The organism is Amycolatopsis sp. NPDC050768, from assembly GCF_040654155.1.
Classification (GTDB): domain Bacteria; phylum Actinomycetota; class Actinomycetes; order Mycobacteriales; family Pseudonocardiaceae; genus Amycolatopsis.
Window position 1 is genome coordinate 466,398 of record NZ_JBFAHL010000006.1, and the last position, 25,934, is coordinate 492,331.

Genomic DNA, 25,934 nt, shown 5'->3' on the forward strand with positions numbered 1-25,934 from the left:
TTCGGGCCGGCCTGCGCAGCTGTTGCCGATCACCGCGGGGCAGTTGCGCCGGCTGTGGGAGGCGACGCCCGAGGACAAGCCGGTGCTCGTCGGGCTTCCCGACGACGCTGCCCGCGATCTTCTGCTGAGCGGGCTCGACGTCGAGCATCTCGGTTGGGGACGGGGCGCGGGGATGGCAAGCGAGCACCGCTCCCTGGCCCTGAGCACGGTCCCCACGCCGGAGGGGTTGCCGTATTACTTGCGAAAGAACGACGCGATCGCGACCGCCTCCGACGCTTCCGCGGCAGCGTCGGAGGAAGATCCTCAGGCGCCGCCGTTCGCAGAGGCGACCCGGGTGCGAATCGCCCTCGCAGCCCAGTTGGCCGAGCTGTCGGATCTGGACGCCAGCTTCGTCCCTATATATCGCGACGCGTCGCGCGCCGACGGGTCCGCACCCTTGGCCGCTGGACTATCGCCGAGGCTGCTGGGCTCGTGTCCCAGGCACGGGGGGGTGATGGAGCAGGCGGTGGTGACGGCGCGTCTCCGCGACGTGACCTGGGCCGAGGTCGGCCAGGCGCTCGAGGTGACCCCGCAGACCACGCACGAACGCTTCGGCGACGATGTCTCCCGGTTCCACGACGAGCTGCTCTCCCCCGAAACCCGCATTACAGCGGGGAGTTCGGGGAGATCCGGTATCGCCTGGCGCCGGCGGCGCTCGACCCCGCCGCGGCCTCGGCCGAGCTAGACGCCTGGGTCCGCCGCTGCCAGGCCGCGCGGGGCGAGGTGCCCTCGCCGACACCGGGTCCATGCGGGCCGGCCCGCACGGACCCGCAGACGGAGCGGCGCTCGGTCAGCGACCGCTCCCACCGCCTGTGGGCCCTGGCCGAGGCCTCTGGCACCCGCGTGCCGGCGCTGGTCGACCGCCTCGCCCTCGACGAGCGCACCGTCGGAAGCTGGGAACAGATCGCTGCTGGGCAACAACGCATCAGCCGCCCCGTCCGCGACGGGCTCACCATCGCGCGCCGCAATCTCGCCGAGCTCCAGGACCAGACGGCGACCGTGCCGCACTGTTCGCCTGGGCGGAGATCGGTCGTGAACCGGGCTGATCAGTTCGCGGTGTTCGGGCAGAAGGAGGTCGCTCGTGGCTGACCCAACCCCGTTCCCATCCACCGTCACCGGGGCCAGCGCTGGGCTTGTTGCGATCGTCGGCGGTCTGCCGGTCAACCGCTTCGTCGGGCTCGACAGCGAGCAACAAGGAGCTCAAGCCGTGCTTGAGCATGCCGAACAACGTCTGGCCACCGCAAGGGCTCGTGCCCGGGACGCGCGGCAGGAATGGACGTTGTTCTGGATTGCTGACTTCCTCGCGAACGCAGACGTGCTTGCCGCGATCCAGGCCGGGACCCGGCAAATGGACGTGCTGGTAAGCACGGTTGACGTCCTCAACCCGCTCACCGCGAGCGAGCTGCAGCCACACTTCCAGGCGGCCGGCGACGAGTACGACCGCGCCCGCGAGTTCATCGATGCGGAGTTGGAGCCAGCCGAGTTGCTGAGCTCGCAACAATGGCGCCAGGTTGATTGGACGGATTTCCGCTCGCTCATGCGAGACCGGTTGCCGCAGATCGAACGTTCCTACATCTGGGAGACCGCTTTTAGCGCCCTGGTCGATGCACGTGCGGAGGAGCGAGGGCGGCAGGAAGAACAAGAACGGGAGGAACGCCGAGGTGCGGGATCGGTTCTGGGCTTCGCGGCCGCGAACATGGCCTACTTCCCTTCGCCATCCACGATCGGCGACGCCGTCAGCCGCACGCTGAACTCAAATCAGGCTGCGCGGCGGGTGGAAGACGTCCGCAGCCGGCTGGCAACGGGCACGGAACGCGCTGACCAGCAGAGGGAAGATGCAGAGGCGGAGGTCGTACGGCTGAGGGAACGCCGCGACGCGATCGTGCGCCCAGACACGCAGTTGTGGATCGGTTTCGGTGTGCTGCTCTACCCCACCATCGTGAGCATCGTGCTGCCGGTGCTCGCCATGAGCGGCGGACCGACCACGTTCACCAGTGGAATCAAGGCACTCGGCTGGCTTTTCGGGTCCTCGTTGCTCGTGCTCGTGCTGTACATGGCACACCTCGCCACCAGGCTGTCGATCCGCGGCCGACGCCGCGCGGCACCCCGCTCGACGGGAGCTGCGAGCATTTCAGCGAACGAACTCTCGGGCCCAGCAGCGAGCGACGATGCGCCAGAAACCGTCCAAACCGATGGAGACGAATCGGACGCTCCGACCAGCCAGACGGCGTCGTCCGATTCGTAGTGCTGGCGTTCCGCCGACCGACGAAGGTGCTGTAACGCGAGCACGGGTGCGGCCCGAACAGACGTCGACTTCGACCGCCTGCTGTGGCAGCCCGCTGAGGCCCGCTCCTTCAGCAACGACGTTCTGCGAGTCGCCGTGCGCCACGGCGTGCGGACGCGGACGGGCATCGTCATCGACACCGCGGAGTTGGGCTCTGCCGACGAGCTGCGCAACAGCCAGACCGCCTTGGACGAGGCGCAAGCCAAGCTCCACTCAAGCACCAGCAGCCGTACGACGGAACAGCTGATCCCAGGCTGGGCTGAGGAGAACGAGCGGCTCGACGAACCGATCCGGGCCGACACCGAGCACGCGCCCGCGAGCTGGACGAGGAGTTCGGCGCGGTCCTCGCGGCTCCGGCGCGGCCGGCGCTGGCCGAACATTGGAAGCGGCTCGGTCGTCGCTACCCGGACTGACCCGCAGAACCCGGCCGGATCCGAGCGAGCGGGAACCACCGTCACGCCCTGCTGGCCGACCGGTGGATGTGAAAATCCCGACTGGTTAGAACCACCCGGCCGGCGGTGGTGGTCAGAGACTGAAAGAAGGCGTCGTGACCTGGCGAGCCGGGCACGCACCGCGCCGGTCATGACGTGACCCCGTTGCTGGCCTGGGGTGAGGGGTTGTGGTCATGGACGGGACCCACGCATGCTCAGAACCGGTGACAGTGACCTGTTCACAGGTACGCGTGACACCCCTCGACCTTTGGCGTTGCCCGATGGGGGACGGGATCGTGGCAGCGCCACGACCGTTCGGAGGCCTGCACTGTGGAGACGATCGGCCACGTGAGCAAGCGCCGTTATAGGCCGCTGGCCAAGCGAGCGAGCAAGCACCTCGAGGACCAGGCCGCCAGTCAATTCGCGCTCGGGGACATGGCACTGGAACTCGAACCTATGCGGTCGCAGTCTGGTGGCAACGGTGGTGTCTATGAGGCGCTACAGGTCTTCGCAGACGACATCGGGCTGGAGTTCCGTACCCTGCTGGACTACCGCGCGGTGGCCGCGGCCTGGCCCCAACAGCGCCGCTCGGTCAAGGCCAGCTGGAGCGTGTATCAGCGGATGGCGTACCTGCCCGACCGGTTCAAGGTCATCAAAGACCCGCCGTTCAACGACCGGTTGGGCACGCGAACCTGGACCGTCAGCGCCGCTGAGCGTGCCGCGAACCGGGCGCCGCACCGACGACCGGAGGACAAACCCGAGGAACGGGCGGCGCGTGTGCAGGAACTGACGCGGGACGAGCACGTGGCCTCCGCAGTAGCCGGGCAGCTGCTGCGGAGGCCGGAGGTCGCCGGACGGGTGATGGCCAACCCCGACACCCGCCGCCAGCTCTATCGAGCCCAAGCCGACCACGATCGTGCGGCAGTTGGAAACCGGCGCATCGACGCGGGCAGGTGAAGCGGTCCAGCCCTGAAGACGAGACCGGGAGCCTCTGGCGCGCAACGGCCCCGCCCCTGATTCCGGGCGGGGCCGCGCGGCACCGTGCGGAAGTGGTGTCAGGACGTGCGGGCTTCGCGGAGGTATCCGTGCGCCCAGCACCTCGTCAACGTGCTCACAGCGGCACCGTCCAGCTCGTATATCTGATCAGCACGTGCCGGTCAGGCGGCCCAGTGACCGGGCCCGATCATCCCGTACTCGTGATGTATGGAAATCGGACGCGCCGCTCCCGCGGCTGAACGCTGGTCGACGACATCCTGATCGTCCGGAGCTCGCAGGACGATCACGTCTTCGTGAGTGATCAGGTGCAGCGGTAGCCCTGCCGCGCGCTGTTTACGGATGAAGTCACGTTGGAAGAAACTGCCGCGCGCGATCAGCTCGGTGTCCGCGGCCCGTGCGAGCAGGGCAACGCACCGCTCAGCCGGAACCAAACCGGCGGCGATCCCACAGGCAATGACTTGTGAAGGCAGGTCGATCAGCTCGGAGTGCTCGCGCCACGGCCTCACCGTGATCACCACGTGGCCGCTCGGGCGCAAGACACCTGCGCACGCGGTGAGGATGCGGGTGAAGCCGGCCAGCAGGCGGTGGTGACCGATGTTCGCGAGGTTGCCGCGGTCGAGCGCGCTCCCGTACCGGTAGTGGTGCTTGCGGACCTTCCCGTCGTCGGTCTGTTCGCCCGTTGACACCAGCCCGTGTGCCGACGGTCCGTACGGCGGCGACGTCACCACCAGCGCGACCTGCCCGACGTACTCCGGCGGCAGCAGCGTCTGGAGCTGGCGGGCGTCGCCGCGAACGACCCGGGCGTCGTGGTCATGACCACGCTGGCGGGCGAAGCGGAGATTCGCCCGGGCGATGTCGGCCCAGTGCGGCTCGTATTCGACGCCGACCGCGCGGCGGTCGAGGTCGATCGCTTCGACCAGCGTGGTGCCGATTCCGCACATGGGGTCGAGCACGACGTCGCCGGGCCGGGTGTAGTGCGCGATGGCGTGCGCGGCGACGGCGGGCAGCATCTTGGCCGGATGTGCGGTCGACTCCGGCACGTATCGGCCTTTGCGCTGCGCGGCCGGCGACGTCTGGGCGGTCGCCCACACCGACACCGGTGTCTCGTCCCAGTCGGTCGGCGCGGTGGCGGGCGGGGTGCTGGTCGTGTCCGCGCGCTCGGCGGGTGGGGCGGTGTCGAGGGCGTCGATGAACGCGCGTGGGAGTGGCACGGTCGGCTCGTCGACCGTCGACTGCGGTGTGAGGGGCGTGATGGTCATGGCGCGGTACCTGGCTTCCGGTCGTTCGGTCATCGGAGTTCCTCGGGCTGTCCGGCGTCGGCGTGCGCTTGGGCGAACACGAGCACGTCGCCGTGCACGCGGACGTGCGACGTCGGCGATCCGACGTCGCGAGGCACTGCGGTTTCCTCGAGCAGACGTACGCTCGCCGCGGGCGGCTGGAGCCGGCCGTTCCGGATGGGTGTGTGCAGGGTGACGATGTGCTGGAGGTAGAGCAGGTCCGCGTTCTGCGCGGCGGCGATCATCAGCCTTGACGGGTCGTGCAGTCGCCCGGTGGTCCAATCGCCGTGCGTGTAGACGGCGAAGATGCCACCGAAGGTGAGCCTGCGAGCGGCCGCGAGCGCAACGGCCTCGATCGAGGGATCGTTTCGGCGGTCCGCGGGTAGCGCCGTGACGATCAAGTCGACCTGTTCCGTGGCCTCCGGGCACGGCTGCTCGCCATCGTCAAGTTCCGCGTGTTCGTCGTGCGCCGTGGTGCCGCACAGGTAGGTGGCGTCGCTCGCCGACGAGGCGTTCGGAGACCTCGCCACGACGAGCTGGGTGACCGCGACGTCTCGCCCTGCTGCGCGCACCGCGTCGTGTGCGGCGGCCAGCTCGCTGTCGCCAGTCATATCGCTCGTCCCGGTTTCCGCGGCTGGCCAGGGAGCGAGCAGGACACGAGAGCCAGGCGCGCAGAAGCTTGTGACGATTGACTCGATGATCGGCGCGGGCCACGTCGCGGCCGGGTCGATCTGGTTCGGGCCGATTGTCCACACGGTCGGCGGGATCGGCGGCAGCTCGCGTGCATTCGTGGAGAGCGTCTTCGGCTTCGCAGAGTGGCGTGGGCGGCGGCTCGATGTGCCGGGTTCGGGTGCTCCCGGATACGGGGTGCCGTTGGCCGGTCGGGTGCGTTGTGGACGGGTCGAGTCGTCTCGGTTGGACGGGCCCGTGTGCGGGGACGGTGGACGTCGATTCACGAGCGGAACCTCCGGAAGCGGGTTGCCGACAGACCGGGGTCGGCGATGTCTGCGCTGTCGCCGGCTAACTCCGAAAACGAGGTCTGCATGAGACACGTCGCGACGCCGAACCCGAGTTCTCGTCGCCCGCCAACGCGATCGTCCAGTTCGCCTACCCACGGCCGGGCGATGGCCACGATTTCGTAGGTCTATACGCAGGCGTGACACGCCGTTGAAGCGACTTTGACACGGCTCTGACCTGCGTTTGAAGCAGTTTTGATGCGGTCCGACCGGCTTCCTGTCGACATCACATTCCGTCGTTGAGGAGTGCCGTCATGGACTTGCCGTCGTCACCGAAGAAGGCCGCAGCAACGACCTCGTCAGCACACCGCCTACGTGATCGCCGAGCCGAACCCGGGGTGTTCGACACCGCCCGCACCGCGTTCGCATGGCTGGTCACCGGGCCGCATCCGGTAGCCCTCGACGGGCGCCGAATCCGTGGCTTGCCGCCGCGCCTGATGCCGCTGGACGAGGTCGGCGCGCTGCTGATCACCAAGGGGTGTCCACAGGAGACCCGAGATGCCGTCTGGACAGCGCTCGTGACGCGCTCGCGTGCCGAAGCGGGGACGTGGACGGTCGCGTGTGTCGGGCTCGCGCTGCCGGTGCTGGTGCCGGTTGCCGCCAAGCTGACCAACCGGTTCCGCGGCGACGTTCACGATGTCCACTCCGCAGTCCTCACCGGATTCTTGGAAGCCCTCGCCGACGTCGACCTCACCCGGCCGGCGATCCTTGTGCGGCTGCGGTGGGCCGCCTACCGCGCCGGCCACCGCGCGTTGCGCGACGCGCTCGACGCCGCGTCGCCGGTCGCGGATCTCGGTGCTCGGGCATTAGCACCCGAGCACGCAGGCGGACACCCCGACTTCGTTCTGGTCGCCGCCGTGAAGGCCGGCGTACTCACCCTCGCCGAGGCGGCGTTGATCGGCGAGACCCGCTTCGGTGAACTCTCATTGGCCGACGCTGCGCAAGCTCGCGGCCAGAACTACAAGGCGACGCAACAAGCACGCCATCGGGCCGAACGGCGGCTCGTCACCTACCTCACGTCCCTTCGCGACGATCAGAACGTAACGCCCACTAGACCACGCGGCACGGCCGGCACCCACCCCGTGAACCGCACTCGAGCCAACGGCGCGGCCGAGAGGGCACGACGTCCGGTGTCTCCCCGCACCGCGAAACCCGGAGTTGGTGGCTGCGGGGCTCGCTCGCCCGAGCGCCCACGCCCGTCCCGGCCCGAGTCCGGACCGCGCGATGTTCAGGAGGCGTCCTCATGCGACTGACTCACCCGCGTCGCACCCACCACCACCGGCTTCGCCTACGCCCGCCGACCCGCCGCCCCGACCACGACAGGCTCGGCTCGCCCACCGCCTCCCCCACCCGCCGACGGCGCGGTCGCGGGGCAACAGGGCACGTCTCGTGTCGCGACAGTGCCCGTCGCTCGGGCGCATCGCCGCGACCGCCGGATGCCCGTCGCGGCAGGTGGGTGGCGCTGGCAGCGGTCCTGGTGGCGCTGGGGGTGCTGCTGAGTTCCTCGTCGGCGCAGGCCGCCACGGTGCACCTCGCGCTGGCCAAGACCGTGGACGAGGTCTTGAACAACATCCGTAACTGGATCTTGGGGATCCTCAGCGCGATCGCGGCGGCGTTCCTGACGATCGGCGGGCTGCGCTACTTGATGGCCGGCGGCGATCCCGGCGAGGTCGAGAAAGCCAAGAGCGCGTTCAAGCACGCGGGCATCGGCTTCTGCCTCGCCGCCCTCGCCCCGATCGTGGTCGACGCCTTCAAGGCCATCGTCGGCGGCGGGGTGTGAACGATGATCCCGCACATCACCAACCTCGTCGCACCCACCTTGCTGTCGATGCACTCGCGTACGAAGACGCGGCGCCCGCGGCGCCGCTGGTTGCGATCGGCCCCCGTTCTGCTGGTGCTCGTGGCCGCGCTTGGCGGCATGGCGGCGCGCGCCGAGGCCGCGACGGCTCGGTCGGTCGACGCGGCCCCCGCGTTCGCGCCCGCGCAACCGCCGCCTCCCGCGCCGCCGATCCCATTGCCCACGACCGACCCGTGTGAACCGGGCTCGACCGACCCGGTGTGCACGCTGCCCGGCCCGCCCCCGGCGCCGCCGACCGGGTTACCGAGCACACCGCTGGTGCCAGTTCCAGCACCCCCGGCGCCCCCGTCGGCGTCGTGTTTCCCCGGTGCTATCACGTCCGAATGCACACCGCCCGGGCCGCCGACGTCCGCGCCACCGCCATCGTGTGACGGGCCGGACTGCATCCCCCAACCGGTCCCGCTCTACCCGACGCCGGGCCAGTCGCCCGGCCCGGCGGCCGGAGACGATGATCAGTCCGATGACTGCGGCCTGACCGACCTGCGCGCGTGTGTCACTGAGGCGTTGGGCAGCTTCTTCCGCGGCGTGGTCACCGACGCACTGAACCCGCTGTTGGATCTGTTGGGAAAGACGCTGCTGGCCACCCCGGACCCGGCCTCGGTGCCCGGGCTGGCGCAGCTGTGGACCGAGTCGTGGCAGATCCTGCTGGCGGTCTACGGGATCGTCGTGCTGCTCGCCGGGTTGATCCTCATGTCGTATCAGACCCTGCAGGCGCGCTACAGCGTCAAAGAGATCGCGCCGCGCCTCGCGGTCGGGTTCCTCGCGGGCACGTTGTCGTTGTTCATCGCGGGCAAGGCGATCTCGCTGGCCAACGGGCTCGCGCAGGCGGTGATGGGCCAGGGGGTCGATCCCGAGGCCGCGAGCACCGCGTTGACCGACATGGTGTTGAAGACGCTGCAGGGCGGCGGGTTGTGGCTGATCTTCATCGGTCTGGGACTGCTGGTAATGATCGTGGTCCTGCTCATCACGTTCATCGTGCGGGCGATGCTGACGATCCTGTTGATCGCCGCCGCCCCGGTCATCCTGATGTGGCACGCGCTGCCGCACACCGAGGGCATCGCCCGCACGTGGTGGAAAGCCTTCGGCGGTCTGCTCGCGATCCAGCTCGGCCAGTCGCTGGCCCTGGCCACGGCGATGCGGGTGTTCTTCGCTCCCGGCGGATTCACCCAGTTTGGGCCGTCGGCCTCGGGGCTGATCAACCTGCTGATGTGTCTCGGGCTGGTGTGGGTGCTGATCAAGATCCCGTTCTGGTGCCTCGCGCCGGTGCGCGGCAGCGGGCGCTCCCTGTTCGGCTCGCTCGCGCGCGGGCTGCTCGCGTACAAGACGATGGGCTTGCTCGGCGGCGCCAGTTCCCTGCTCGGCGGCGGGGGCCGCGGGCCGCGCTCGGGTGACGAGCGGCCCCTGGCCGATCCCCCGGCCACGCCCACCGGCCAGTTCATGCTGCCGATGACACTGCGCCGCCACCGGCCCACGCCCCGCTCCCCGCGCCTGAGCGACGTGCTTGACACCGCCCGCGGCACCGACCGCCGGCCCGGGCCCGGGCAGCAGTCGCTGTTCACTGCGAGCAAGCCCGGCGGTGCGCGCCGCACGGTCGCGGTGAACCCGCGCGCGGTGCAGCCGAATCCGCTGCCCGGTGCCCTGCCGGCCGATCAGCTCGGGTTCCCGATCACCACCCGCCGCGACCCCGACGCCACCGGACGCCGGTCCCTGGCGGAAGAGCTCGCCGAGCGCGGCGACCGGCTGCCACCGCCCGTGGCGCAGCCCGGTCTGCTCACCGAGGACGGACGGATCAACCGCAACGCCCGTCCGCTTGCGCAGGTGCCGAACGCGTTGATCGCACCGGAGTCCGGGATGCTGCCGCTGCACCTGCGGCCTTCCCTCGCCCGAACGCCCCGGCGCACCGTGGCCGACGACCTCGCCGCCCCGGCACCGCCGCCCACGCAGACCGGGCCTGCGCTGATTACCCCGTCCGGGCGGATCAACCGTGCCGCCCGCGCGACCCGCCGGCACCCGCGCGACGCCTACACGGGCAACCGGCCGATGGCCTCGGGCCAATACCCCCTGCCTCTCGGCGTCCGCCGCGGCAGCACTCCCACACCGCCGGCGGACGCCCCGACCCCGCCGTCTCCGACACCGACACCATCGACCACACCCTCAGGCCCGGCCTCGGGTGCGCCGGTGCCGCGCAAGCGGGTCGGCATCCAGCTGCCTCTCGATCTGCCCCTGCGCCGGGGCCCGAAGAAGAAGTGAGGTGCTCCCGCGATGACCACTCCCGTGCGGGTTCCTGCCGACGTCGACCGTCCCGACAGGGTCCTCGGGCCGCTGACGGCCCGGCAGCTCGCGATCCTCGGCGTCACCGGGGTGCTGCTGTATGGCTTGCACGCCCTGACCCGCCCACTCGTGCCGCTGCCCGTGTTCCTCGTCGTGGCCGTACCGCTCGCCGTCGCCGCGGCGGTGCTCGCGCTCGGGCACCGCGACGGCCTACCGCTGGACATGCTGGCACTCGCCGCGATCCGGCAGCGTTTCTCACCCAGGCACCGGGTCGCCGCCCCCGACGGGGTACGCCCCGCACCGGCCTGGCTGACCGCCCGACAGCACGCCGACCGGCGCGGACCGGGAGCCGTCGAGACGGTGTCCCCGGTTCCGCTGGAACTGCCCGCCGACAGCGTCGACGACACCGGCGCACTCGCCGGGATCATCGACCTCGGCGACGACGGGCTCACGGTCATCGCCACCTGCTCGACGGTCAACTTCTCGCTGCGCACCCCGTCCGAGCAAGAGACCCTCGTCGCCTCCTTCGCCCGATACCTGCACAGCCTGACCGCGCCGGTGCAGATCCTGGTGCGCGCCGAGCGGATCGATCTCGCCCCGCAGATCGCAGCGCTGCGCGCTCGCGCCGGCGGGCTGCCGCACCCGGCGCTCGAGGCCGCCGCCCGCGACCACGCCGACTTCCTCACCGAGCTGGCCGCCCAGACCGACCTGCTGCGCCGACAGGTGCTGCTCGTGCTGCGCGAACCCCTGCGGACCGCACCGCCGGCCCAGGAGAGGGTGTGGCCCTGGCGCCGCCGTGCCGAGGCCGCGCCGCGCGCAGCGAGCGCCCGGCAGGCGGCCGAGCAACGGCTGGTGCGCCGCCTCGGCGAAGCCACCGACCTGCTCGGCGCGGCCGGGATCGTGATCACGCCCCTCGACGCCGCCGCCGCGACCGGGGTACTCGCCGCGGCCTGCAACCCCGACACCCTCCTGCCGCCCTCGGCGGCACTCGCCGCCGCCGACGAGGTCATCACGTCCACCACTTCGTTCTCCGACCTCTACGGCCCCGACCCCGACACCCCGACCGCAACACCACGCACACCCCGGCCAGCACAGCCCGTGCCACCGCAGCGGCCCTCGGCGCCAGCCGTGCCGCCGGGGCGTGGCGGGCCGTGGCTGGGCGAGGACGACGACTGGGACTACGACGACGAGATCGAGAGCAGGTAGGTCAGCCATGGCACGCACCCGCACCTTCCCCGGCCCCGGCCCGTCCGGCTCGGCGGCGGCGTTCACCCCCGACTCGCTCTCGGTCGGCACCCGGCACCTGGAGGTCGGCAACGAGTTCGTCGCCAGCTTCGGCGTCACCGGCTACCCGCAGGAGGTCTTCCCCGGCTGGCTCGCGCCGCTGCTTACCTACCCGGCGCGCCTGGACGTGTCGGTGCACATCCAGCCGGTCGACCCGGCCACCGCCGCCAGCGGGCTACGCCGGCAGCGCGCCAAGCTGGAATCCTCGCGCCGCCACAACATCCGCCACGACCGGCTCGACGATCCCGACCTCGACGCTGCCGCCGACGACGCCGCCGCCCTGTCGCGCCGGATCGCCCGCGGCGAGGGCAAACTGTTCAAGTTCGGCCTCTACCTCACCGTGCACGCGCCGGACGAACAGACGTTGGCCGAGGACGTGTCGGCGCTGCGGTCGCTGTGCGCGTCGCTGCTGCTGGACGCCAAACCCACCACCTACCGAGCGCTGCAAGGCTGGGTCTCGACCCTGCCCCTTGGACTCGACCAGCTGGGCCTGACCCGCACCTTCGACACCCCGGCCGTTGCCGCGGCCTATCCGTTCACCTCCCCCGACCTACCCGCGCCCGCCACGACCGGCAGCGCGCCGGGCGGGGTGCTCTACGGCTACAACCTCGGCTCCTCCGGGCTGGTGCACTGGGACCGCTTCGCCTGCGACAACTACAACTCCGTGATCCTAGGACGCAGCGGCTCGGGCAAGTCCTACCTGGTCAAGCTCGAGATCCTGCGCAGCCTCTACCGCACCGTCGGCGACCACAACCAAGACGCCGAGGGGGTGCAAGTGTTCGTCGTGGACCCCGAGGACGAATACGCCCGCCTGTCCGCCCAGGTCGGCGGCACCTACCTGCACCTGGGGGCCAACGGGATCCGACTCAACCCCTTCGACCTACCCGTGTTCACCGACGGGCGCGGGCACCGCACCGCCCCGCGAAACGCGCTCAAACGCCGCAGCCTGTTCCTGCACACTGTGCTCGGCGTCCTGTTCGGGGCCGAGATCACCGCCGCCGAACGCACCGTGCTCGACACCGCGATCACCACGGCCTACGCCCACGTCGGAATCACCGACGACCCGCGCACCTGGACCCGCCCGGTGCCGCTGCTGCGCGACCTGCGCGACCGCCTCGCCGAAGCCGGCCCGCACAACCCGGTCGCCGCCGACCTCGCCGCGCGACTGCACCCGTTCGTCGACGGCGCCTTCAGCGACCTGTTCGACGGGCCCACGACCGCCACCCCCGACGGGCACCTCAACGTGTTCAGCCTGCGCGACCTGCCCGAGGAGCTGCGCCCGGTCGGGGCACTGCTCGTGCTCGACGAGATCTGGCGCCGCGCCGGCAATCCCGCCCACCGCCGGCCCCGCATGGTCGTGGTCGACGAGGCCTGGCTGCTGATGCGACTGCCCAGCGCGCTGCGATTTTTGCTGCTGTTCGGGCTGTCCGGCCGCAAGCGCTTCATCGCGCTCATGCTGGCCACCCCCAACGGGCTCGATCTGCTCGCCGCCGCCTTGGGCAAACCCATCCTGGACAACTCAGCCACCGTCATCGTCATGGGCCAGCAGCCCCAGGCCGCCGCCGAGATCGCCGCCGCACTGAATCTCTCCGCCGGGGAGCGCCATTTCATCGCCACCGCCGGGCGGGGGCAGGGCCTGCTCGTTGCCGGCACCCACCGGGTCGCGTTCGAGGGACTGGCCTCCCCGGCCGAGCACGAGCTGATCACCACCGACCCCGCCGAGCTCGCCCGCCAAGCCGAGCACGACCCCGGCTCCGTCGACGCTTCCCTGGCCGAGGCCTACCTCGACCTCGGCCCCGCCGAACCCGCCCCCGACGGCGACAACCTGGTCGCACTCGACACCCACTAACCGAGCCCAGCCAGAAGACTTTTGTGTTCTCCCACTGGTTTTCGTTGGGAAGTGACCTCGCCATGCAACTGCACACCGCCGCCGACCCGGCCGAGAATGGCTGGGTGGGGGACTACCTGCACGACCCCGCCCACGCCACGCTCAGGCTGCTCGCTGCGCTGCGCGATGCCGCGGCGCAGTACTCTCCGGTCGCGATTCCCGTTGCCCTGCTGGTGATCGCGGCCTGGGTCGTCACTCGCCGCTGGTGGCGGGCGCGATGCCGGGCCGCGCTGCAGATGGACGCGCGCCGGATCACCGTGCTCGCCCCACCTCAGGTCGACCCCGCCGGCGGCGCCGCCCTCTGGTCCAACCTCGTCGGGTTGCTGCGCCCGGCCTGGCGACGCTGGTGGGCCGGCCAACCGCATCTGGCCCTGGAGTACGTGTTCGGCGAGCACGGGGTAACCGTGCAAGTCTGGGTCCCCGGCGTCATCCCGCCGGGTCTGGTCGAGCGCGCCATCGAATCCGCCTGGCCCGGCGCGCACACCCGCACCCACCCCGCCGCCTCGCCCCTGCCCGCCCTCACCGTTGGGCACCGGCGCCTCACCCTGGGCGGGCACCTGCGCCTCGCCCGCAGCGAAGCCCTGCCCCTCCGCACCGGCTTCGACGCCGACCCGATCCGCGCGCTGCTCGGCGCCCCGGTCGGGCTATCGCGCGCCGAGCACGCCTGCGTGCAGATCCTCGCCCGCCCAGTCACCGGCCGCCGCGTCGCCCAAGCCCGTCGCGCCGCCCGCCGCGTGAACCACGCCAGCACCGGGCGGCTGGCCGGGCGGATCCTCGACGCGTTCACCCCCGGCGCCTCCGCCACCCGCCGTGGACGCACCCCCGAGGCGCGGCGCATCAGCCAGAATCCGCGACTGTCGCTGGAGTACTCCGCACAGAACAAGGCCATCGTCGCCAAACAACGCGGCAGCCAGTACGAGACCCTCGTCCGCTACGTCGCGGCCACCGATCTGCCCGCCGACGCCGGAGTCGAACGTGCCCGGCAAGCCCGCGCCACCGCCCGCGGCCGCGCGCACGCACTCGCAGCCGCGTTCGCCGCCTACACCGAGCACAACCACTACACCCGCAGCCGGCTCCGGCACCCAGCCACGGCGCTGCGTGAGCGCCGTCTCGATCGCGGGGATCTGCTGTCTGTACCCGAGCTCGCGGCACTGGCGCACCTGCCCACCGACGCCGAAATCCCCGGGGTCGAACGCGCCGGGGCAAAAGCCGTCGCCCCGCCGCCAGGGGTCGCGGTACCCGGCCCCGAGGTCCTCCCGCTCGGGCACGCCGACACCGGGGACCGCAGGCCCGTCGGGCTGCGCGTGTCCGACGGGCGCCACCACCTGCACGTGCTCGGCGCCACCGGCAGCGGCAAGTCGACCCTGCTCGCCGGCATGGTGCTCGACGACGCCGCCCACGGCCGCGGTGCCGTGGTCATCGACCCGAAAGGCGACCTGGTCACCGACATCCTGAGCCGACTGCCACGCGCGGTCGCCGAGCGAGTCGTGCTCTTCGACGCCGACTCCCGCCACCGCCCGCCGATCCTCAACCCCCTCGACGGCCACGACACCGACCGGGAGGTCGACAACCTCGTCTCCGTCTTCCGCCGCATCTACTCCGCGTTCTGGGGACCACGCACCGACGACCTGATGCGCGCCGCCTGCCTGACCCTGCGCGCCCAGGAAGGCGTGGCGACACTGGCCGACCTACCCAAACTGCTGACCAACGAGGCCTTTCGCACCCGCATCACCGCCGGCCTGACCGACCCCGTCCTCGCCGGGTTCTGGCAGTGGTACGACGAGCTCACCGAAAGCTCCCGCTCTCAGGTCATCTCCCCGCTGATGAACAAACTCCGCGCGTTCCTGCTGCGACCCTTCGTCAAAGAAGCCATCGCCGGCGGACGCTCCACAGTGGACATGGCCCACGTACTCGACGACGGCGGAATCCTCCTGGCCCGACTCCCGAAAGGCTCCCTCGGAGAAGAAACCACCCGACTGGTCGGCTCGCTGATCGTATCCAGCACCTGGCAGGCCGCCACCGCCCGCGCCCGCATCCCGCAACGGCTGCGCCACGACGCCAGCCTCACGATCGACGAGATGCACAACTTCCTCAACCTGCCCTACCCCATCGACGACATGCTCGCCGAAGCCCGCGCATTCCGCCTACGCATGGTGCTCGCGCACCAACACCTCGGGCAGCTCACCCGCGAACTCAAAGAAGGCGTGTCCACCAACGCCCGGTCGAAGATCTACCTCTCCGCCTCCCCCGAAGACGCCCACGAACTCGTCCGCCACACCGCGCCCCGACTGTCCGACCACGACCTCTCCCACCTCGACGCCTTCCACGCCGCCGTGCGCCTGGTCGTAAACGGACAGCAAACCGAACCGTTCACCATGACCACCACACCCCTACCTCCCGCGATTCCCGGACGGGCACGCGAAATCCGGGCCGCGCACCGCGCACAACGACGAACAGCGCAGCAGGCCGCCCCTATCACGCATGTCGCCACGGCCCCCGCCGCCGCGACCGCGACCGCGACTACACCGTCCCGCCCGGACGCGACCCGTCGCGTGGCGCCGTCGAGGCCACCCACCACCGACCCGCGCCGCAGCCGCCCCTGACCAACCGGACCACCGACAGCCCCGGGAGGCGCTCGTGATCACCACCACGACCCGACAGCACACCCTGCGCGCCCACTTGCCCGGGCGCCCGAGCAGCCGCAGCGCCGGATCCATCGAACACCAAGCCATGCTCGCCGCCCGCCTCACCCACCGCGACAAATGGCTGCTGGCCCTGCTGCACGAACACCGCGTGCTCACCAGCCACCAGATCCAGAACGCCGCCTTCCCCTCCGGCCGCGCGACGCGGAAACGGCTGCGCGAGCTTTACCTCTGGCGCGCGATCTCGCGGTTCCAACCTTTCCAACAGCTCGGCTCCGCCCCGATGCACTACGTGCTCGGCCCAGCGGGCGCCGCCGTCCTCGCCGCCGAACACGGCCTCGAGGTTCGCGATCTCGGTTACCGCCACGACCGGGCCATGGCCATCGCCCACAACCAGCGCCTCGCCCACACCATCGGCGTCAACGACTTCTTCACCTCCCTCATCGCCCACGCCCGCCACGCCCACACCACCGAAACCGCCCTCGCCTGGTGGTCCGAAGCCCGCTGCGCACGCCACTTCGGCGACCTCGTAATCCCCGACAGCTACGGACGCTGGCGCGCCGGCACCCACCACGGTGTCAAGCCCGTGGCCGAGCTCGAGTGGTTCCTCGAGTACGACACCGGCACCGAATCCCTCCCCAAACTCGGCCGCAAACTGGCCGGATACAGCCGCCTCGCCGAGGCCACCGGCATCGCCACCCCCGTGCTCGTATGGCTGCCCACCACACGCCGCGAAGCCGGGGCCCGCACCGCCCTCGCCCGCGTCCACGCCGGCCTCGACAGCCGCCACCTCGTCCCAGTCGCCACCGCGGCCGCCGCATTGCTCAACCCCGCCTCCATGCTCCGCAGCCCTGCTGATGCAGTGTGGCTGCCCCTCACCGCGGAACGGTCCGAGCGGGGCGGCCCCCGATACGGCCTGGACGAGCTCACCCGGGTCTGGCCCGGCCTCGCCCCGCCTGCCGAGCCCGGCGACGAGGACCGCGCCGAGCCACGCGAGGCAGCCGTGGCCACGCCGTACCGACTTCCCGCTCCGCTTCCAATGCCGCCGGCGGCCACACCGAACCACCTCACCCGCCACGAGGCCTGAAACCCACGACGCGGCCCGCGCCGCCGTGGCTCGCACCTGCGGCGTCGCCGCGAACGGAGGACCCGCATGGCAGACAAGATCCCCGCAGGGCTGGGCGCTCTCTTCGTTATCCTCGCCACGCTGTTCGGTAGCGGCGCCGGCGCGGTCCTCCAGGCCGCGAGTGACACCACACCCTCCGCATCATCGGAATGCACGCCCGACGGATCGCCGACCGGCACCGTGCCGGACCTCACCGCCGAGCAGCTGACGAACGCCGCCGTCATCGTGGCAGTCGGCAAGAAACAGGGCGTGCCGCCACAAGGATGGATCATCGCCGTCGCCACCGCCCTCCAAGAATCCGGGCTGCGCAACCTCATCTACGGCGACCGCGACTCACTGGGGCTGTTCCAGCAACGACCGTCCCAGGGCTGGGGAACCCCCGCCCAGATCACCACACCCGCCTACGCCGCCGCCGCGTTCTACCAGCGCCTCGCCACCACACCCGGATGGCAGCAGATGAGCGTCACCGACGCCGCCCAAGCCGTCCAACACTCCGGATTCCCAGGTACCTACGCCAAACACGAGCAGCGCGCCCGCGCGATCGTGGTCGCCCTCGTCGGCGTCCGGTGCCAACCCGCACCCACCGGCGGCTCCTCCGGCCGCAGCTGCGACGCAATCCAGGCGCCCAACCCGGCGGCGCTGGCCGCGATCAACTACGCCTGTGGGCAGCGCGGCCTGCCATATCTGTGGGGCGGCAACGGGCCCCAAGACCACGGATTCGACTGCTCCGGGCTCACCACAGCCGCCTACCGTGCCGCCCGCATCACCCTGCCTCGCACCGCCGACGCCCAATACCGCACCGGGCCTCAACTGCCGGCGACAACGCCGCTGCTCCCCGGCGACCTCGTTTTCTACGGCACCGTTGCCCACGTCCATCACGTCGGCCTCTACCTCGGCGGCTCGACGATGATCGATGCACCCGACGAAGGCCAGGTCGTGCAGATCCAGCCCTACCGGCACTCCGGAGACGACTACCTCGGCGCGACGCGGCCCGCCCGGTGAATGCCGCATTACTACACAACACTTTGCATGGTTCATCGCACTACGCCGTCCGCGCGTCCACACGAGACAGACGTCTTGTTTGGACGAATCGCTTGACATACAGCCACGCACGGAGCGTCCATAGTGAACGTGGCCGCCGAAGCGCCCGTCGGGCAAGACCCCAAGCCGGGCCACGAATCGTCATCACATCCGACACCTACATGGAGTTCGCCATGTCCCCCAACAATCACGCCACCCACGGCACAGCCTCGGTCGCGACCACTGGGCGCCACCTTCGTGCCGTGCCGCAATCCGGCCAAGACAACATGTCGAACGCAGAAAGCAAAGTGTTGGCGGCCCTGATCGCCAACCCCGACTCCACCTCAGCCACATTGGCGAAGGCGGCACAGGTCGGCCGCTCCACAGCGGGGAAGATCCTGGCACGCTGGGACCACGAGGGCCGCGCTCTGCGCACCTCCGGCGGCGACAAAAACTCTCCCGGCACCTGGAAAATCGCGCCCACGGCAAGCCCCGAACCCGCCGTCGGGCCCATCGATAAATCCGACGCCAGCTCCGCAACCGAGACCGACGACGGGCCCGTCGAAGCAGACGACCACGCGCCACCCGTGACGGCCGTATCGTCCCCCGGCGACGGCATTCCCGTCAGCAGTCCGCTCCCTTCCACCGACAGTGACAGCACCACACCATTGCCCGTCGAATCATCGGGCGGCCCGGCCGATGGCAGCACCACGGCCGTATACCCGGCTGGCAATGCGCCCGCAGATTCGACGGGCGACGGTCCGACTACCAACGGCCGCCTGCCCAAGGGCGCCCTGCGGGCGCTGGTCCAGCAATACCTGACTGATCGCCCTGGCCAGGACTTCGGACCCGCCAAAATCGGCAAAGAGCTTGGCCACTCGGGCGGCGCCGTGAACAACGCCCTCGAAAAGCTCGCCGCCGACGGATACGCATTCAAAACGTGCGAGGCGCCGAAACGCTTCACGATCAACCCGGGCAAGACCGACGTCACGCAACCCGCCATCGTCGCCGACGACGACAAAACGGCCTGACAATACGAAAGAACAGGGTAGGGCCGCCACACGATGTGGCGGCTATACCCCGTTCTTTCGTGCCGACGCGTGGCATCACCACAGCGGAACGGGTTACGCAGAAGGCGATGTGGCAGTTACAACGACGGTGGGTGCGAACGGCGTGTCAGCCGTTCGCACCCACCGTCGCGGAGCCAGGCGGTGCGCGAGGCCTTCTCACTCAACGGTCCGGCGACCCAGGACCGGTTGTCCTCCGTGGCCGTTCTGATACTCCGGAGACCATGGGAACCGCCCGGCCGCGTCGGCATACACCAGTTGCATCGCACGGACTGTGGGGCCGTAGATCGCCACCGCGACGTTCAGATGAACCGACGGCTCCGCGAGGGCAACGACCTCCACCTCCGCCACGCCACGCACGCTGATGTACTCGCCGGGCTGCAGAGGCCCGTCACTCACCACCCTCTCGGCCGTCGTCGCCAGCAGCGTCTGTCCTTGTAGGGGCGACAGTCCGGCCACCACCAGCTCGGGCAGCTGCCAAGCCGTCAGTCCGATCGTGTACGTCCAGGACGGGCGAGAACCTGTCGTCAGTACATGCTGAATGCACCACCCGTAGTCATCGACCCTCGCGCGTACCTTCTCGATGTACCTCGACAAATCCGATCCTTCTTGACGTGCACACATCGGTCGCTCTTCCTCTCTTTGTCTGCAATCGACAGTGCTGGGCCTTCAGTGTTCGTCGCGGCTGTCTCGTCCGGACCTGCGCGGCGTTCGTGCGGTTCATCGTCGCGTTCGGCGCGACGTAGCAGGTATGCGACGATGACAACGGGGGTCCAGGGTCCGGGCAGCGCCATAGCCAGCAGTGCCCAAACGAGGCGGTGTTTCCGGTCGCGCGGCGCCGCTTCCGCTGTGGCGGTCTCGGCACGGCAACGACTCCGTCGGGACTTACGCCTCATGCTGTGCCAGGTAATCGATCAGTTGTCCATCACCGTCGACGAAAAACACCGCTCCCGCGAGCCCCCAGGGGAACCGCGCCCAATCCAAGCCATCCGAGGGTTGCAGGTCAGCAATGTTGCGCACGGACCGGGACGAGCTCGCGACGAACGGCCTTGTGCTGCGGCTCGTTAGAGTCCGTCCCGACGGACGTCCACCATGTAAAACTGCTTGAAATTCGGCTTCCATGGTTGTCACACCTCGACGTGCTCGGGGATGCGTCCATTGCTGCGGGCGGCGAGCAAGTCACGGTGGATTCGGTGCGCGAAGGCGCCGAACGAATCGCAGGCCGCCGGGTCGTCGGAGCGGCGTTCGCCGATGGACACGCCTGGCGTCCAAGTTTCGTCGAAGAACATTCGTCTTCCTCCTGGTATCGGTGAGTGTGTGGAGGGTCAGTCCCAGAACGCGTGTGTTTCGGCCACGGTGGTCACGGTTCCGGGGCCGCGCCCTTCCAGCAGCAGGTCAGCGACGAGGTCGGGGGCGACGACGCGGGGAAGCAGCCGGAAACGGCGGTCGTCGCGGTCGTGAGGGTTGGTCCAGTCGAGCGCGGCGGCCGCCGCGAGGATCTCCTCGTATGCCTGGAGGTCGCGCGGGGCGGGGTTGGGGCTGTTGTCGGCTTCGTTGTCGAGGTTGTAGATGTAGAGGCAGATCTCGTCCCTGGCGGTGTTGGCGACGGCGGCGTATCGGGCTTGGGCCCAGACCGCTGACGTCGGTGTGCGACTCAGGCGCGTCGCGTCGTTGACGATCCACACGGCCAGCGCCTGTAGGTCGAGGGCAGCGGTGTCGGCGTAGAGCGAGCCGTATACGCGGTCCACGGGCGAAAGGCTGACGCGAGGCCGGCGTTCCGCGGAGAGGGTGACGATGTGCCAGAGTCCGCCGTTCGTGACGCCGTACCGATCGGGGGCGTGGTAGAGGACGCGCCCTTCGTCGAACGTGTACCCGTGCCAGTGCAATCGGAGGTCGCACCGGTCGTCACCCCGGGGCGCGACGTCGGTGAGCGCCCGCAGGGCGTCGGGGTCGGCGTGCTCCGGCGCCCCGCCCAGCCCCGCCGCCGCCCAGACGGGGACAAGGGTGTCGACGGCCTCGTTGAACTCCTCGACCGTCGATGCTTCGAGCATGCGTCGCCCGGCGGGCAACACGACGAGAGTCGACGGGTCGGGCGGCGGGTTGAAGCCTTCGGCGGCGATCACGGCGCGGACCGCACTGGCCGTGGGGCCGCGTCCGTTGAAGAACCCGGCTCGTTCGCGGGAGTCGGTGCCGCGTTTGAGCGCGGGTTGACTGTTGTTCTCGGCTGTGTCGATCACGAGGTTTCCGTTCGAGGGCAGGCGGGTGGTTGGTCAGCGCGGGGTCCGAGTCGCGTCCCGCAAGCGTTGGGCGATTTCGTGCACGGGTGCCGTAAGGATCATGGTCAGCACGACGACGGCGGAGCCCTCGTCTCGCGGGCGTACGGGTACGCCGTCGATGCAGACGTGGTTGCCGTCGGCGGCGACGATGCGCCAATCGGTCTGGCGGATTCGCTCGACGCAGCAGTAACTGTCGACGAAGGCGCCCTCACGGGTGACCGTGCGATAGAGGACCCGTGCGCGTCGGCGCGATCGGCAATAATCGTGGTCACCTGGCAGCCGTTCTCGGTGGACGTGCGTGCCACCATGTCGACCTCACCGTCGTAGTTCGTCATCACTGCTCCTTTTGCATTTGTCGTCGAAGTAAAATCCGCAAATGGACTCGCCGGCCGAGGCCATCGAATCGCCACCAGGCGGCGCGCCCGGCCGACGTCGTTGGTCGGTGCGCACGGGGTCTGGTGCGGTGGTCCCGCCCCGGACCCCGTGCGGTCAGCGGGCGGCGCGCAGGGCGGCGGTGGCGGCGTGCCCGATGGCACGGGCGGTCGTCGTGTGGTCAGTCAGTACGTGGACGGTCGCCCCGCTGAGCGGTTTGTCGTTGGCGCTGGTGGTCAGCCACAGCGCGGCGCAGCCGGACTCTCGGAGCCGGTCGAGCTTCTTCTGGCCCTTGCGGCGGGGTTCATGCCGGTATTCGCCGTCGGACACGATGACCACCAGCCGTGCCGCGCCGGGGCGGGACAGGCCGAGGGCGCCGTCGAGGGCGTCCAGCGCCACGGGGATGTCCTCCCAGTTGTCGTTGGAGTAGAACTCGGTGACCTCGGCGGGCGGCCTGCCGGGGTGGGTCAGCGGGCGGACGTGGCGTCCGAAGATCACGCTGGCGGTCTGTGTGGGCACCCTGGTGTGGCGGGCGGCATTGGCCAGAATCCACGCCGCTGAGGCCACGTGTGCTCGCGCCCATCCCATTGATCCGGACACGTCGCACGCGATCCCGACCCGCAACGGCGGCACTATGACGGGGGTCCGGGTGACGCGGGTGAACGGTTCGGCGGTCACGACGGCCCCGGCGGCGCGCTGGGCTTCGGCGGCGCGCACCCCGCGCATCCGCAACCGTCCCGGGGGTACCTCCGAAGTGGACTTCGTCGCGACGCGTTCCCGGATTCCGGCGGTGTCCAGCGCCCGGGCCAAGACTCGTGCGGCGGTGCGCTCGTCCTGTTCGGGCGGCCGGGTTCCCGCCGTTTTCGTGCCTCCTCGGCGGGGGCCTCCGGCGGCGAAGACCAGCCGCGCGGACTTCCGTGCGGTCCGCTCTGCGGCGTCCTCGGCTGCCCTCTCGGCGGCGGCGACGGCGGCGGGGTCCTCGGGTGCCTTTTCCTGCGCAACGTTCGCGGCGACTTCGTTGAGGACGGAGGCGATCGCGTCGGCCAGAGGCGAAGGGTCGGCCGTGGGTCCATCGGGATCGGGGGTGCCGGAGGGGTCGGGGGGCGTGCCCGGTTCGGCGGGCGTGTTGGGGTCGGTGCCGAGGATCTCGCACCATCGGCGGCCGAGGTCGAGCATGGTCGTGGCGTCGTCGTCGGCGGTGCACAGCGCTTCCCGCCACACCGCCCGCAGCTTGTCCAGTACCTCCGCCCCGAGGACGTCCTCGACGACGCTGGCGACCTGGGCGACCTCTGCGCGGGTGAGCACGCCACCGTCCGCGCGGCCCAGTAGCAATGCGGCGGTGTGTGCGGCGTCCGCAGGAGTCAGCTGCGGGGCGGTGGCGGGGTCGGCGAACAGGTGTAAGTCGGCGGCGACGATGCCCTTCACACACGCCCGCAACCAGTGCCGGTCATCGGGTCGGCGCCGCACGTGCGCGGCCTCCATGCGGGGCTCTTCCAGCAGCATCGCAGCGGCGACCACGGCGGGCGGTGCGTCGTGCGGGGGTTCCCACGCGGTGTGTTTGGCGTGGCCGCATTCGTGGGTCAGGGCGCCCCACGCCGGGGCGTAGCGGGCACGATCGGACAGGTTGGCGGGGTCGATGGTCGCGGGGTCCACGCCGAGGTGGTTGCCGTCGACCTCGATCAGTGCGCGGGCGGGGTAGAAGCAGGCCGGGGCGCCGCCGCCCGCGCCGGGAGCGACGCTGACCAGCAGGTCGTCGCGGTCGGCGATGATCGGGACTTCGTCGGCCAGCGCCACGGACAGGGTCAGCCATTCCGGCCGCGCGGGGAACACGGCGGGTCCGGTGGCGGTCGGGTCGATGGTGATGTGGGTGGTCACGTCTGAGGTCCTTTCGCGGCGGTTGTGGGTCGATTTGGTGGGGTGTCAGGGTTTGGTGGTAATGCGTGCGCCGAGGGCAAGGGGCTCGACGGTGCGGCCGAAGGCATCACGCACGACGGCGGCGACGGTGGCGCGGTCCTCTTCGGGTGCGATGCCGACGAAGTTCCCGGCGGCGGCGTCCGCGCCCAGCACGGCGGCGATCTTCTTGAACGCCAACAGTTCGCGTAGTTGTGGCGCCCACCCGACCTCGCCCCGTTCCTGCCGGGTGGCGAGGTTGCGGGCTACGCGCACCGCTTTTTTGTCCACGCCCAGCTGGTCGGCGAGGTCGTAGTCGCTGGACACCTGAACCTGCACGGAGAACCGGGACGCCAGGGCATCGGTGAGCACCGCCCCATGTACGCCGGGGTTGTGACCGGCGACGACATAGAACCCGGGCGTGGCGTCGACGACCTCGCCGCCGTTGGCCTTGATCACGATCTGACGACGTCCGTCCATCGCGGGGTAGACCACGGCCAGCACGGTCGGCGGGATCAGAGTCGCGTCGTCAATGAATAGCGGCGCCCCGTCGCGCATCGCGCGGACCAACGGGCCGTGCACGAACACGAAGTCACCGTCTGGGGTTTTGGTGTAGTCGCCGACGAAGTCGGCTACCACGGTGTCGCCGTCCCCCTGAACCGTGATGCAGTCGGGAAACGCCGCTTCCACCACCGACGTCTTGCCCGTGCCCGGCGGCCCGTACAGCAGCGCCGCAACGCTGGCGTCCCGCAACCGCCGCAACGCGGTCACGTCCGGCACGCCGGACAGTAACCGGGGGTGGTAGTCCATGCCGTTGGGGCGCATAACGGGACCGGTCACCAGGTGCGCCGCGCTGGTGGTGGTGACGCCCGTGCCAGTCGATCCGGGCGCGGTCGCTGCTGCGGCACCCGGCGCGCCCGTCGGCGGCCGTGACGGTGTCGCGCGGGATTTACGGGACGCGTGGGGTGCGCGGGGCGACCCCGGGGCGATCACAGACGCGGCGACGGCCGCCGTGGTTGCGGTCGCCCGGTACATCAGCGGCGTGGCGGCGGCGATCGCAGCTTCCCCCCGGTCCGCGAGTGCCTTGCACGCGTTGCCAACCGCCCCGGATGACCGGCGCAGGACGTTCGCGATCTCACGCGGTTTCAGTTCGGTGTGTGCGTTGTCGGCCAGGACTTTGGCGACCATGGCGCGCAATTCACCGTTGCGCAGTCGGGTTGTTGCGCTGCCCGCCGGTGCAGCGGGCGCGGTGACGGATGATGAAGCGGGCGGCGTGGGCGTGGTCATCCTGTGCGTTCCTTTCGGCCGTGTCCGGTGTGCGGTGGCGGGTCGGGTCATTGGTGTTGCATCGTGTGAGCGGGCCGGTGCGAACGTTCACGCGTCGCGGTCGGGAAGGAAGGGGAAGTTCCTAAGCCGCCCGATGATCGCCGTCCGTGCCCGCTTCGGCGTCTTGGCGTGGTCCTGCAGCCAAAAGCAGCTACAAAACGCGGTGGCAGTCCCGTCGGGGTTGGTGATGGTGTCGGAGTAGCACATGGTTTCCCCGTTCCGTGATGCGTTTTCGGGATGACCTGTCGCGCAGCCCGATTCAGAGGCGGTGGCTATTTGTTTTCCGGCCCGGTGACACATCAAACGTAACTCGACCCCGGGCGGTGCACAACAGTTTTCCGCGACCAATTCGGGGGATTTTTTCGAATGTGGATATCGATTTCCATTCTGTTTACGCAGGTCAGGATGGATCAGCTTCGCTCGACGCGGGCGGGCCGGCCTCGAACAGGAATACATAGAAACAATTGTTTGAAATAGGAATATGACGCCATGAGGAGGAGTCAGGGAAGGTGATTTGAGTGCCGTGGTGATGACCACCGAGCGACCGCCACCCCCCTGCTGCGGCGACGCCGGGGTCAGATGTGTTCTCCTGCTTGGTGTCAGGCGAGTCTGGGACACCGTTGGATCCCCGATCGTGCACGGTGACCTGCAGAAACGTCGCGGATGGGTGGATCCGCCTTAGGCGGTCGCTGGAGCGGGTACCGGGCCGGTAGGGGTGCCGGAACCCGCGTTGGCGCCTGGTCCTCGGGGCGGCGGGTCGGCCGAATTTGCCTGCGAGGGCTGGCCACGGGAGCGAGTTCGACCTAGGGCGAATGGCACAGCGTCGGGGCGCGATACGCAGCGAGCCCGACGTGACACATTGATGAGGACG

At 70.1% G+C, this 25,934-nt stretch carries 20 protein-coding genes; 13 read left to right on the plus strand and 7 right to left on the minus strand.

All coding sequences use genetic code 11. The features are described 5' to 3' along the window. Nucleotides 1-22 precede the first annotated feature (22 nt). From AB0H62_RS20825 to AB0H62_RS20840, 4 genes are all read left to right on the plus strand, one after another. Nucleotides 23-724: a hypothetical protein gene (locus tag AB0H62_RS20825; protein WP_220241379.1), complete on the plus strand. Its 702-nt coding sequence runs from the start codon at nucleotides 23-25 to the stop codon at nucleotides 722-724. 158 nt (nucleotides 725-882) lie between these two features. Further along, on the plus strand, nucleotides 883-1,128 hold the full coding sequence (locus tag AB0H62_RS20830) for a hypothetical protein (protein WP_220241380.1): 246 nt from the start codon (nucleotides 883-885) through the stop codon (nucleotides 1,126-1,128). Beyond that, on the plus strand, nucleotides 1,121-2,284 hold the full coding sequence (locus AB0H62_RS20835) for a hypothetical protein (RefSeq protein ID WP_220241381.1): 1,164 nt from the start codon (nucleotides 1,121-1,123) through the stop codon (nucleotides 2,282-2,284). Before AB0H62_RS20830 ends, AB0H62_RS20835 begins: the two co-directional genes overlap by 8 nt. An 818-nt stretch (nucleotides 2,285-3,102) precedes the next feature. Next, nucleotides 3,103-3,711: a DUF6192 family protein gene (locus tag AB0H62_RS20840; protein ID WP_220241382.1), complete on the plus strand. Its 609-nt coding sequence runs from the start codon at nucleotides 3,103-3,105 to the stop codon at nucleotides 3,709-3,711. Nucleotides 3,712-3,911: 200 nt separating this feature from the next. Here AB0H62_RS20840 and AB0H62_RS20845 read toward each other — a convergent pair whose 3' ends face one another. Further along, nucleotides 3,912-5,042 (minus strand): DNA methyltransferase, encoded by a 1,131-nt coding sequence (locus AB0H62_RS20845; protein ID WP_255638077.1) that lies wholly within the window; start codon nucleotides 5,040-5,042, stop codon nucleotides 3,912-3,914. Beyond that, nucleotides 5,039-5,638 carry a hypothetical protein gene (locus tag AB0H62_RS20850; RefSeq protein WP_255638078.1) on the minus strand — a complete coding sequence of 200 codons (600 nt, stop codon included), beginning with the start codon at nucleotides 5,636-5,638 and terminating at the stop codon, nucleotides 5,039-5,041. The genes AB0H62_RS20845 and AB0H62_RS20850 overlap by 4 nt, the downstream gene beginning before the upstream one ends. Before the next feature lie 659 nt (nucleotides 5,639-6,297). Here AB0H62_RS20850 and AB0H62_RS20855 point away from each other — a divergent pair. The 9 genes from AB0H62_RS20855 (at nucleotide 6,298) to AB0H62_RS20895 (ending at nucleotide 19,163) form a co-directional block, all read left to right on the plus strand. After that, nucleotides 6,298-7,296, plus strand: coding sequence for a sigma-70 family RNA polymerase sigma factor (locus AB0H62_RS20855; RefSeq protein ID WP_255638079.1), 999 nt, complete (start codon nucleotides 6,298-6,300; stop codon nucleotides 7,294-7,296). A gap of 203 nt (nucleotides 7,297-7,499) precedes the next feature. Next, nucleotides 7,500-7,823 carry a pilin gene (locus AB0H62_RS20860; RefSeq protein WP_255638080.1) on the plus strand — a complete coding sequence of 108 codons (324 nt, stop codon included), beginning with the start codon at nucleotides 7,500-7,502 and terminating at the stop codon, nucleotides 7,821-7,823. Between the two features lie 3 nt (nucleotides 7,824-7,826). Then, a complete protein-coding gene (locus tag AB0H62_RS20865; protein WP_255638081.1) occupies nucleotides 7,827-10,151 on the plus strand; it encodes a hypothetical protein in 2,325 nt (774 codons plus the stop codon). A 12-nt stretch (nucleotides 10,152-10,163) separates the two neighbouring features. Then, complete coding sequence (locus AB0H62_RS20870; protein ID WP_220241384.1) at nucleotides 10,164-11,378, plus strand: PrgI family protein; 1,215 nt, start codon at nucleotides 10,164-10,166, stop codon at nucleotides 11,376-11,378. A 7-nt stretch (nucleotides 11,379-11,385) separates the two neighbouring features. Then, complete coding sequence (locus tag AB0H62_RS20875; RefSeq protein WP_220241385.1) at nucleotides 11,386-13,305, plus strand: DUF87 domain-containing protein; 1,920 nt, start codon at nucleotides 11,386-11,388, stop codon at nucleotides 13,303-13,305. A gap of 62 nt (nucleotides 13,306-13,367) precedes the next feature. Then, a complete protein-coding gene (locus tag AB0H62_RS20880) occupies nucleotides 13,368-15,947 on the plus strand; it encodes a type IV secretion system DNA-binding domain-containing protein (protein WP_220241386.1) in 2,580 nt (859 codons plus the stop codon). Between the two features lie 34 nt (nucleotides 15,948-15,981). Next, the gene (locus AB0H62_RS20885) at nucleotides 15,982-17,073 is read left to right on the plus strand and encodes a replication-relaxation family protein (protein ID WP_220241387.1); all 1,092 of its coding nucleotides are present in this window, start codon (nucleotides 15,982-15,984) and stop codon (nucleotides 17,071-17,073) included. 66 nt (nucleotides 17,074-17,139) lie between these two features. After that, a complete protein-coding gene (locus AB0H62_RS20890; RefSeq protein WP_220241388.1) occupies nucleotides 17,140-18,114 on the plus strand; it encodes a C40 family peptidase in 975 nt (324 codons plus the stop codon). 212 nt (nucleotides 18,115-18,326) lie between these two features. Next, nucleotides 18,327-19,163, plus strand: coding sequence for a hypothetical protein (locus tag AB0H62_RS20895; protein WP_220241389.1), 837 nt, complete (start codon nucleotides 18,327-18,329; stop codon nucleotides 19,161-19,163). A 195-nt stretch (nucleotides 19,164-19,358) separates the two neighbouring features. On the opposite strand, the gene AB0H62_RS20900 is transcribed toward AB0H62_RS20895, so the two are convergent. The 5 genes from AB0H62_RS20900 to AB0H62_RS20920 all read right to left on the minus strand — a co-directional run bounded on the left by AB0H62_RS20900 (nucleotide 19,359) and on the right by AB0H62_RS20920 (nucleotide 25,024). Further along, complete coding sequence (locus tag AB0H62_RS20900) at nucleotides 19,359-19,796, minus strand: DUF4262 domain-containing protein (RefSeq protein WP_255638082.1); 438 nt, start codon at nucleotides 19,794-19,796, stop codon at nucleotides 19,359-19,361. Between the two features lie 530 nt (nucleotides 19,797-20,326). Continuing rightward, nucleotides 20,327-20,488, minus strand: coding sequence for a hypothetical protein (locus AB0H62_RS20905; protein WP_220241391.1), 162 nt, complete (start codon nucleotides 20,486-20,488; stop codon nucleotides 20,327-20,329). A 36-nt stretch (nucleotides 20,489-20,524) separates the two neighbouring features. Beyond that, on the minus strand, nucleotides 20,525-21,436 hold the full coding sequence (locus AB0H62_RS20910; protein WP_360587541.1) for a hypothetical protein: 912 nt from the start codon (nucleotides 21,434-21,436) through the stop codon (nucleotides 20,525-20,527). 528 nt (nucleotides 21,437-21,964) lie between these two features. Then, nucleotides 21,965-23,722 (minus strand): VWA domain-containing protein, encoded by a 1,758-nt coding sequence (locus tag AB0H62_RS20915; protein ID WP_360587543.1) that lies wholly within the window; start codon nucleotides 23,720-23,722, stop codon nucleotides 21,965-21,967. Between the two features lie 45 nt (nucleotides 23,723-23,767). Next, nucleotides 23,768-25,024, minus strand: coding sequence for an AAA family ATPase (locus AB0H62_RS20920; RefSeq protein ID WP_220241394.1), 1,257 nt, complete (start codon nucleotides 25,022-25,024; stop codon nucleotides 23,768-23,770). Nucleotides 25,025-25,934: the final 910 nt, after the last annotated feature.

Excerpts from the sequence above, each read along its gene's own strand:
- AB0H62_RS20890 (WP_220241388.1), top strand. The coding sequence starts at position 17,140 with ATGGCAGACAAGATCCCCGCAGGGCTGGGCGCTCTCTTCGTTATCCTC.
- AB0H62_RS20880 (WP_220241386.1), top strand. The coding sequence starts at position 13,368 with ATGCAACTGCACACCGCCGCCGACCCGGCCGAGAATGGCTGGGTGGGG.
- AB0H62_RS20845 (WP_255638077.1), bottom strand. The coding sequence starts at position 5,042 with ATGACCGAACGACCGGAAGCCAGGTACCGCGCCATGACCATCACGCCC.
- AB0H62_RS20895 (WP_220241389.1), top strand. The coding sequence starts at position 18,327 with ATGTCCCCCAACAATCACGCCACCCACGGCACAGCCTCGGTCGCGACC.
- AB0H62_RS20920 (WP_220241394.1), bottom strand. The coding sequence starts at position 25,024 with ATGACCACGCCCACGCCGCCCGCTTCATCATCCGTCACCGCGCCCGCT.
- AB0H62_RS20905 (WP_220241391.1), bottom strand. The coding sequence starts at position 20,488 with ATGTTCTTCGACGAAACTTGGACGCCAGGCGTGTCCATCGGCGAACGC.
- AB0H62_RS20850 (WP_255638078.1), bottom strand. The coding sequence starts at position 5,638 with ATGACTGGCGACAGCGAGCTGGCCGCCGCACACGACGCGGTGCGCGCA.
- AB0H62_RS20875 (WP_220241385.1), top strand. The coding sequence starts at position 11,386 with ATGGCACGCACCCGCACCTTCCCCGGCCCCGGCCCGTCCGGCTCGGCG.
- AB0H62_RS20855 (WP_255638079.1), top strand. The coding sequence starts at position 6,298 with ATGGACTTGCCGTCGTCACCGAAGAAGGCCGCAGCAACGACCTCGTCA.
- AB0H62_RS20870 (WP_220241384.1), top strand. The coding sequence starts at position 10,164 with ATGACCACTCCCGTGCGGGTTCCTGCCGACGTCGACCGTCCCGACAGG.
- AB0H62_RS20865 (WP_255638081.1), top strand. The coding sequence starts at position 7,827 with ATGATCCCGCACATCACCAACCTCGTCGCACCCACCTTGCTGTCGATG.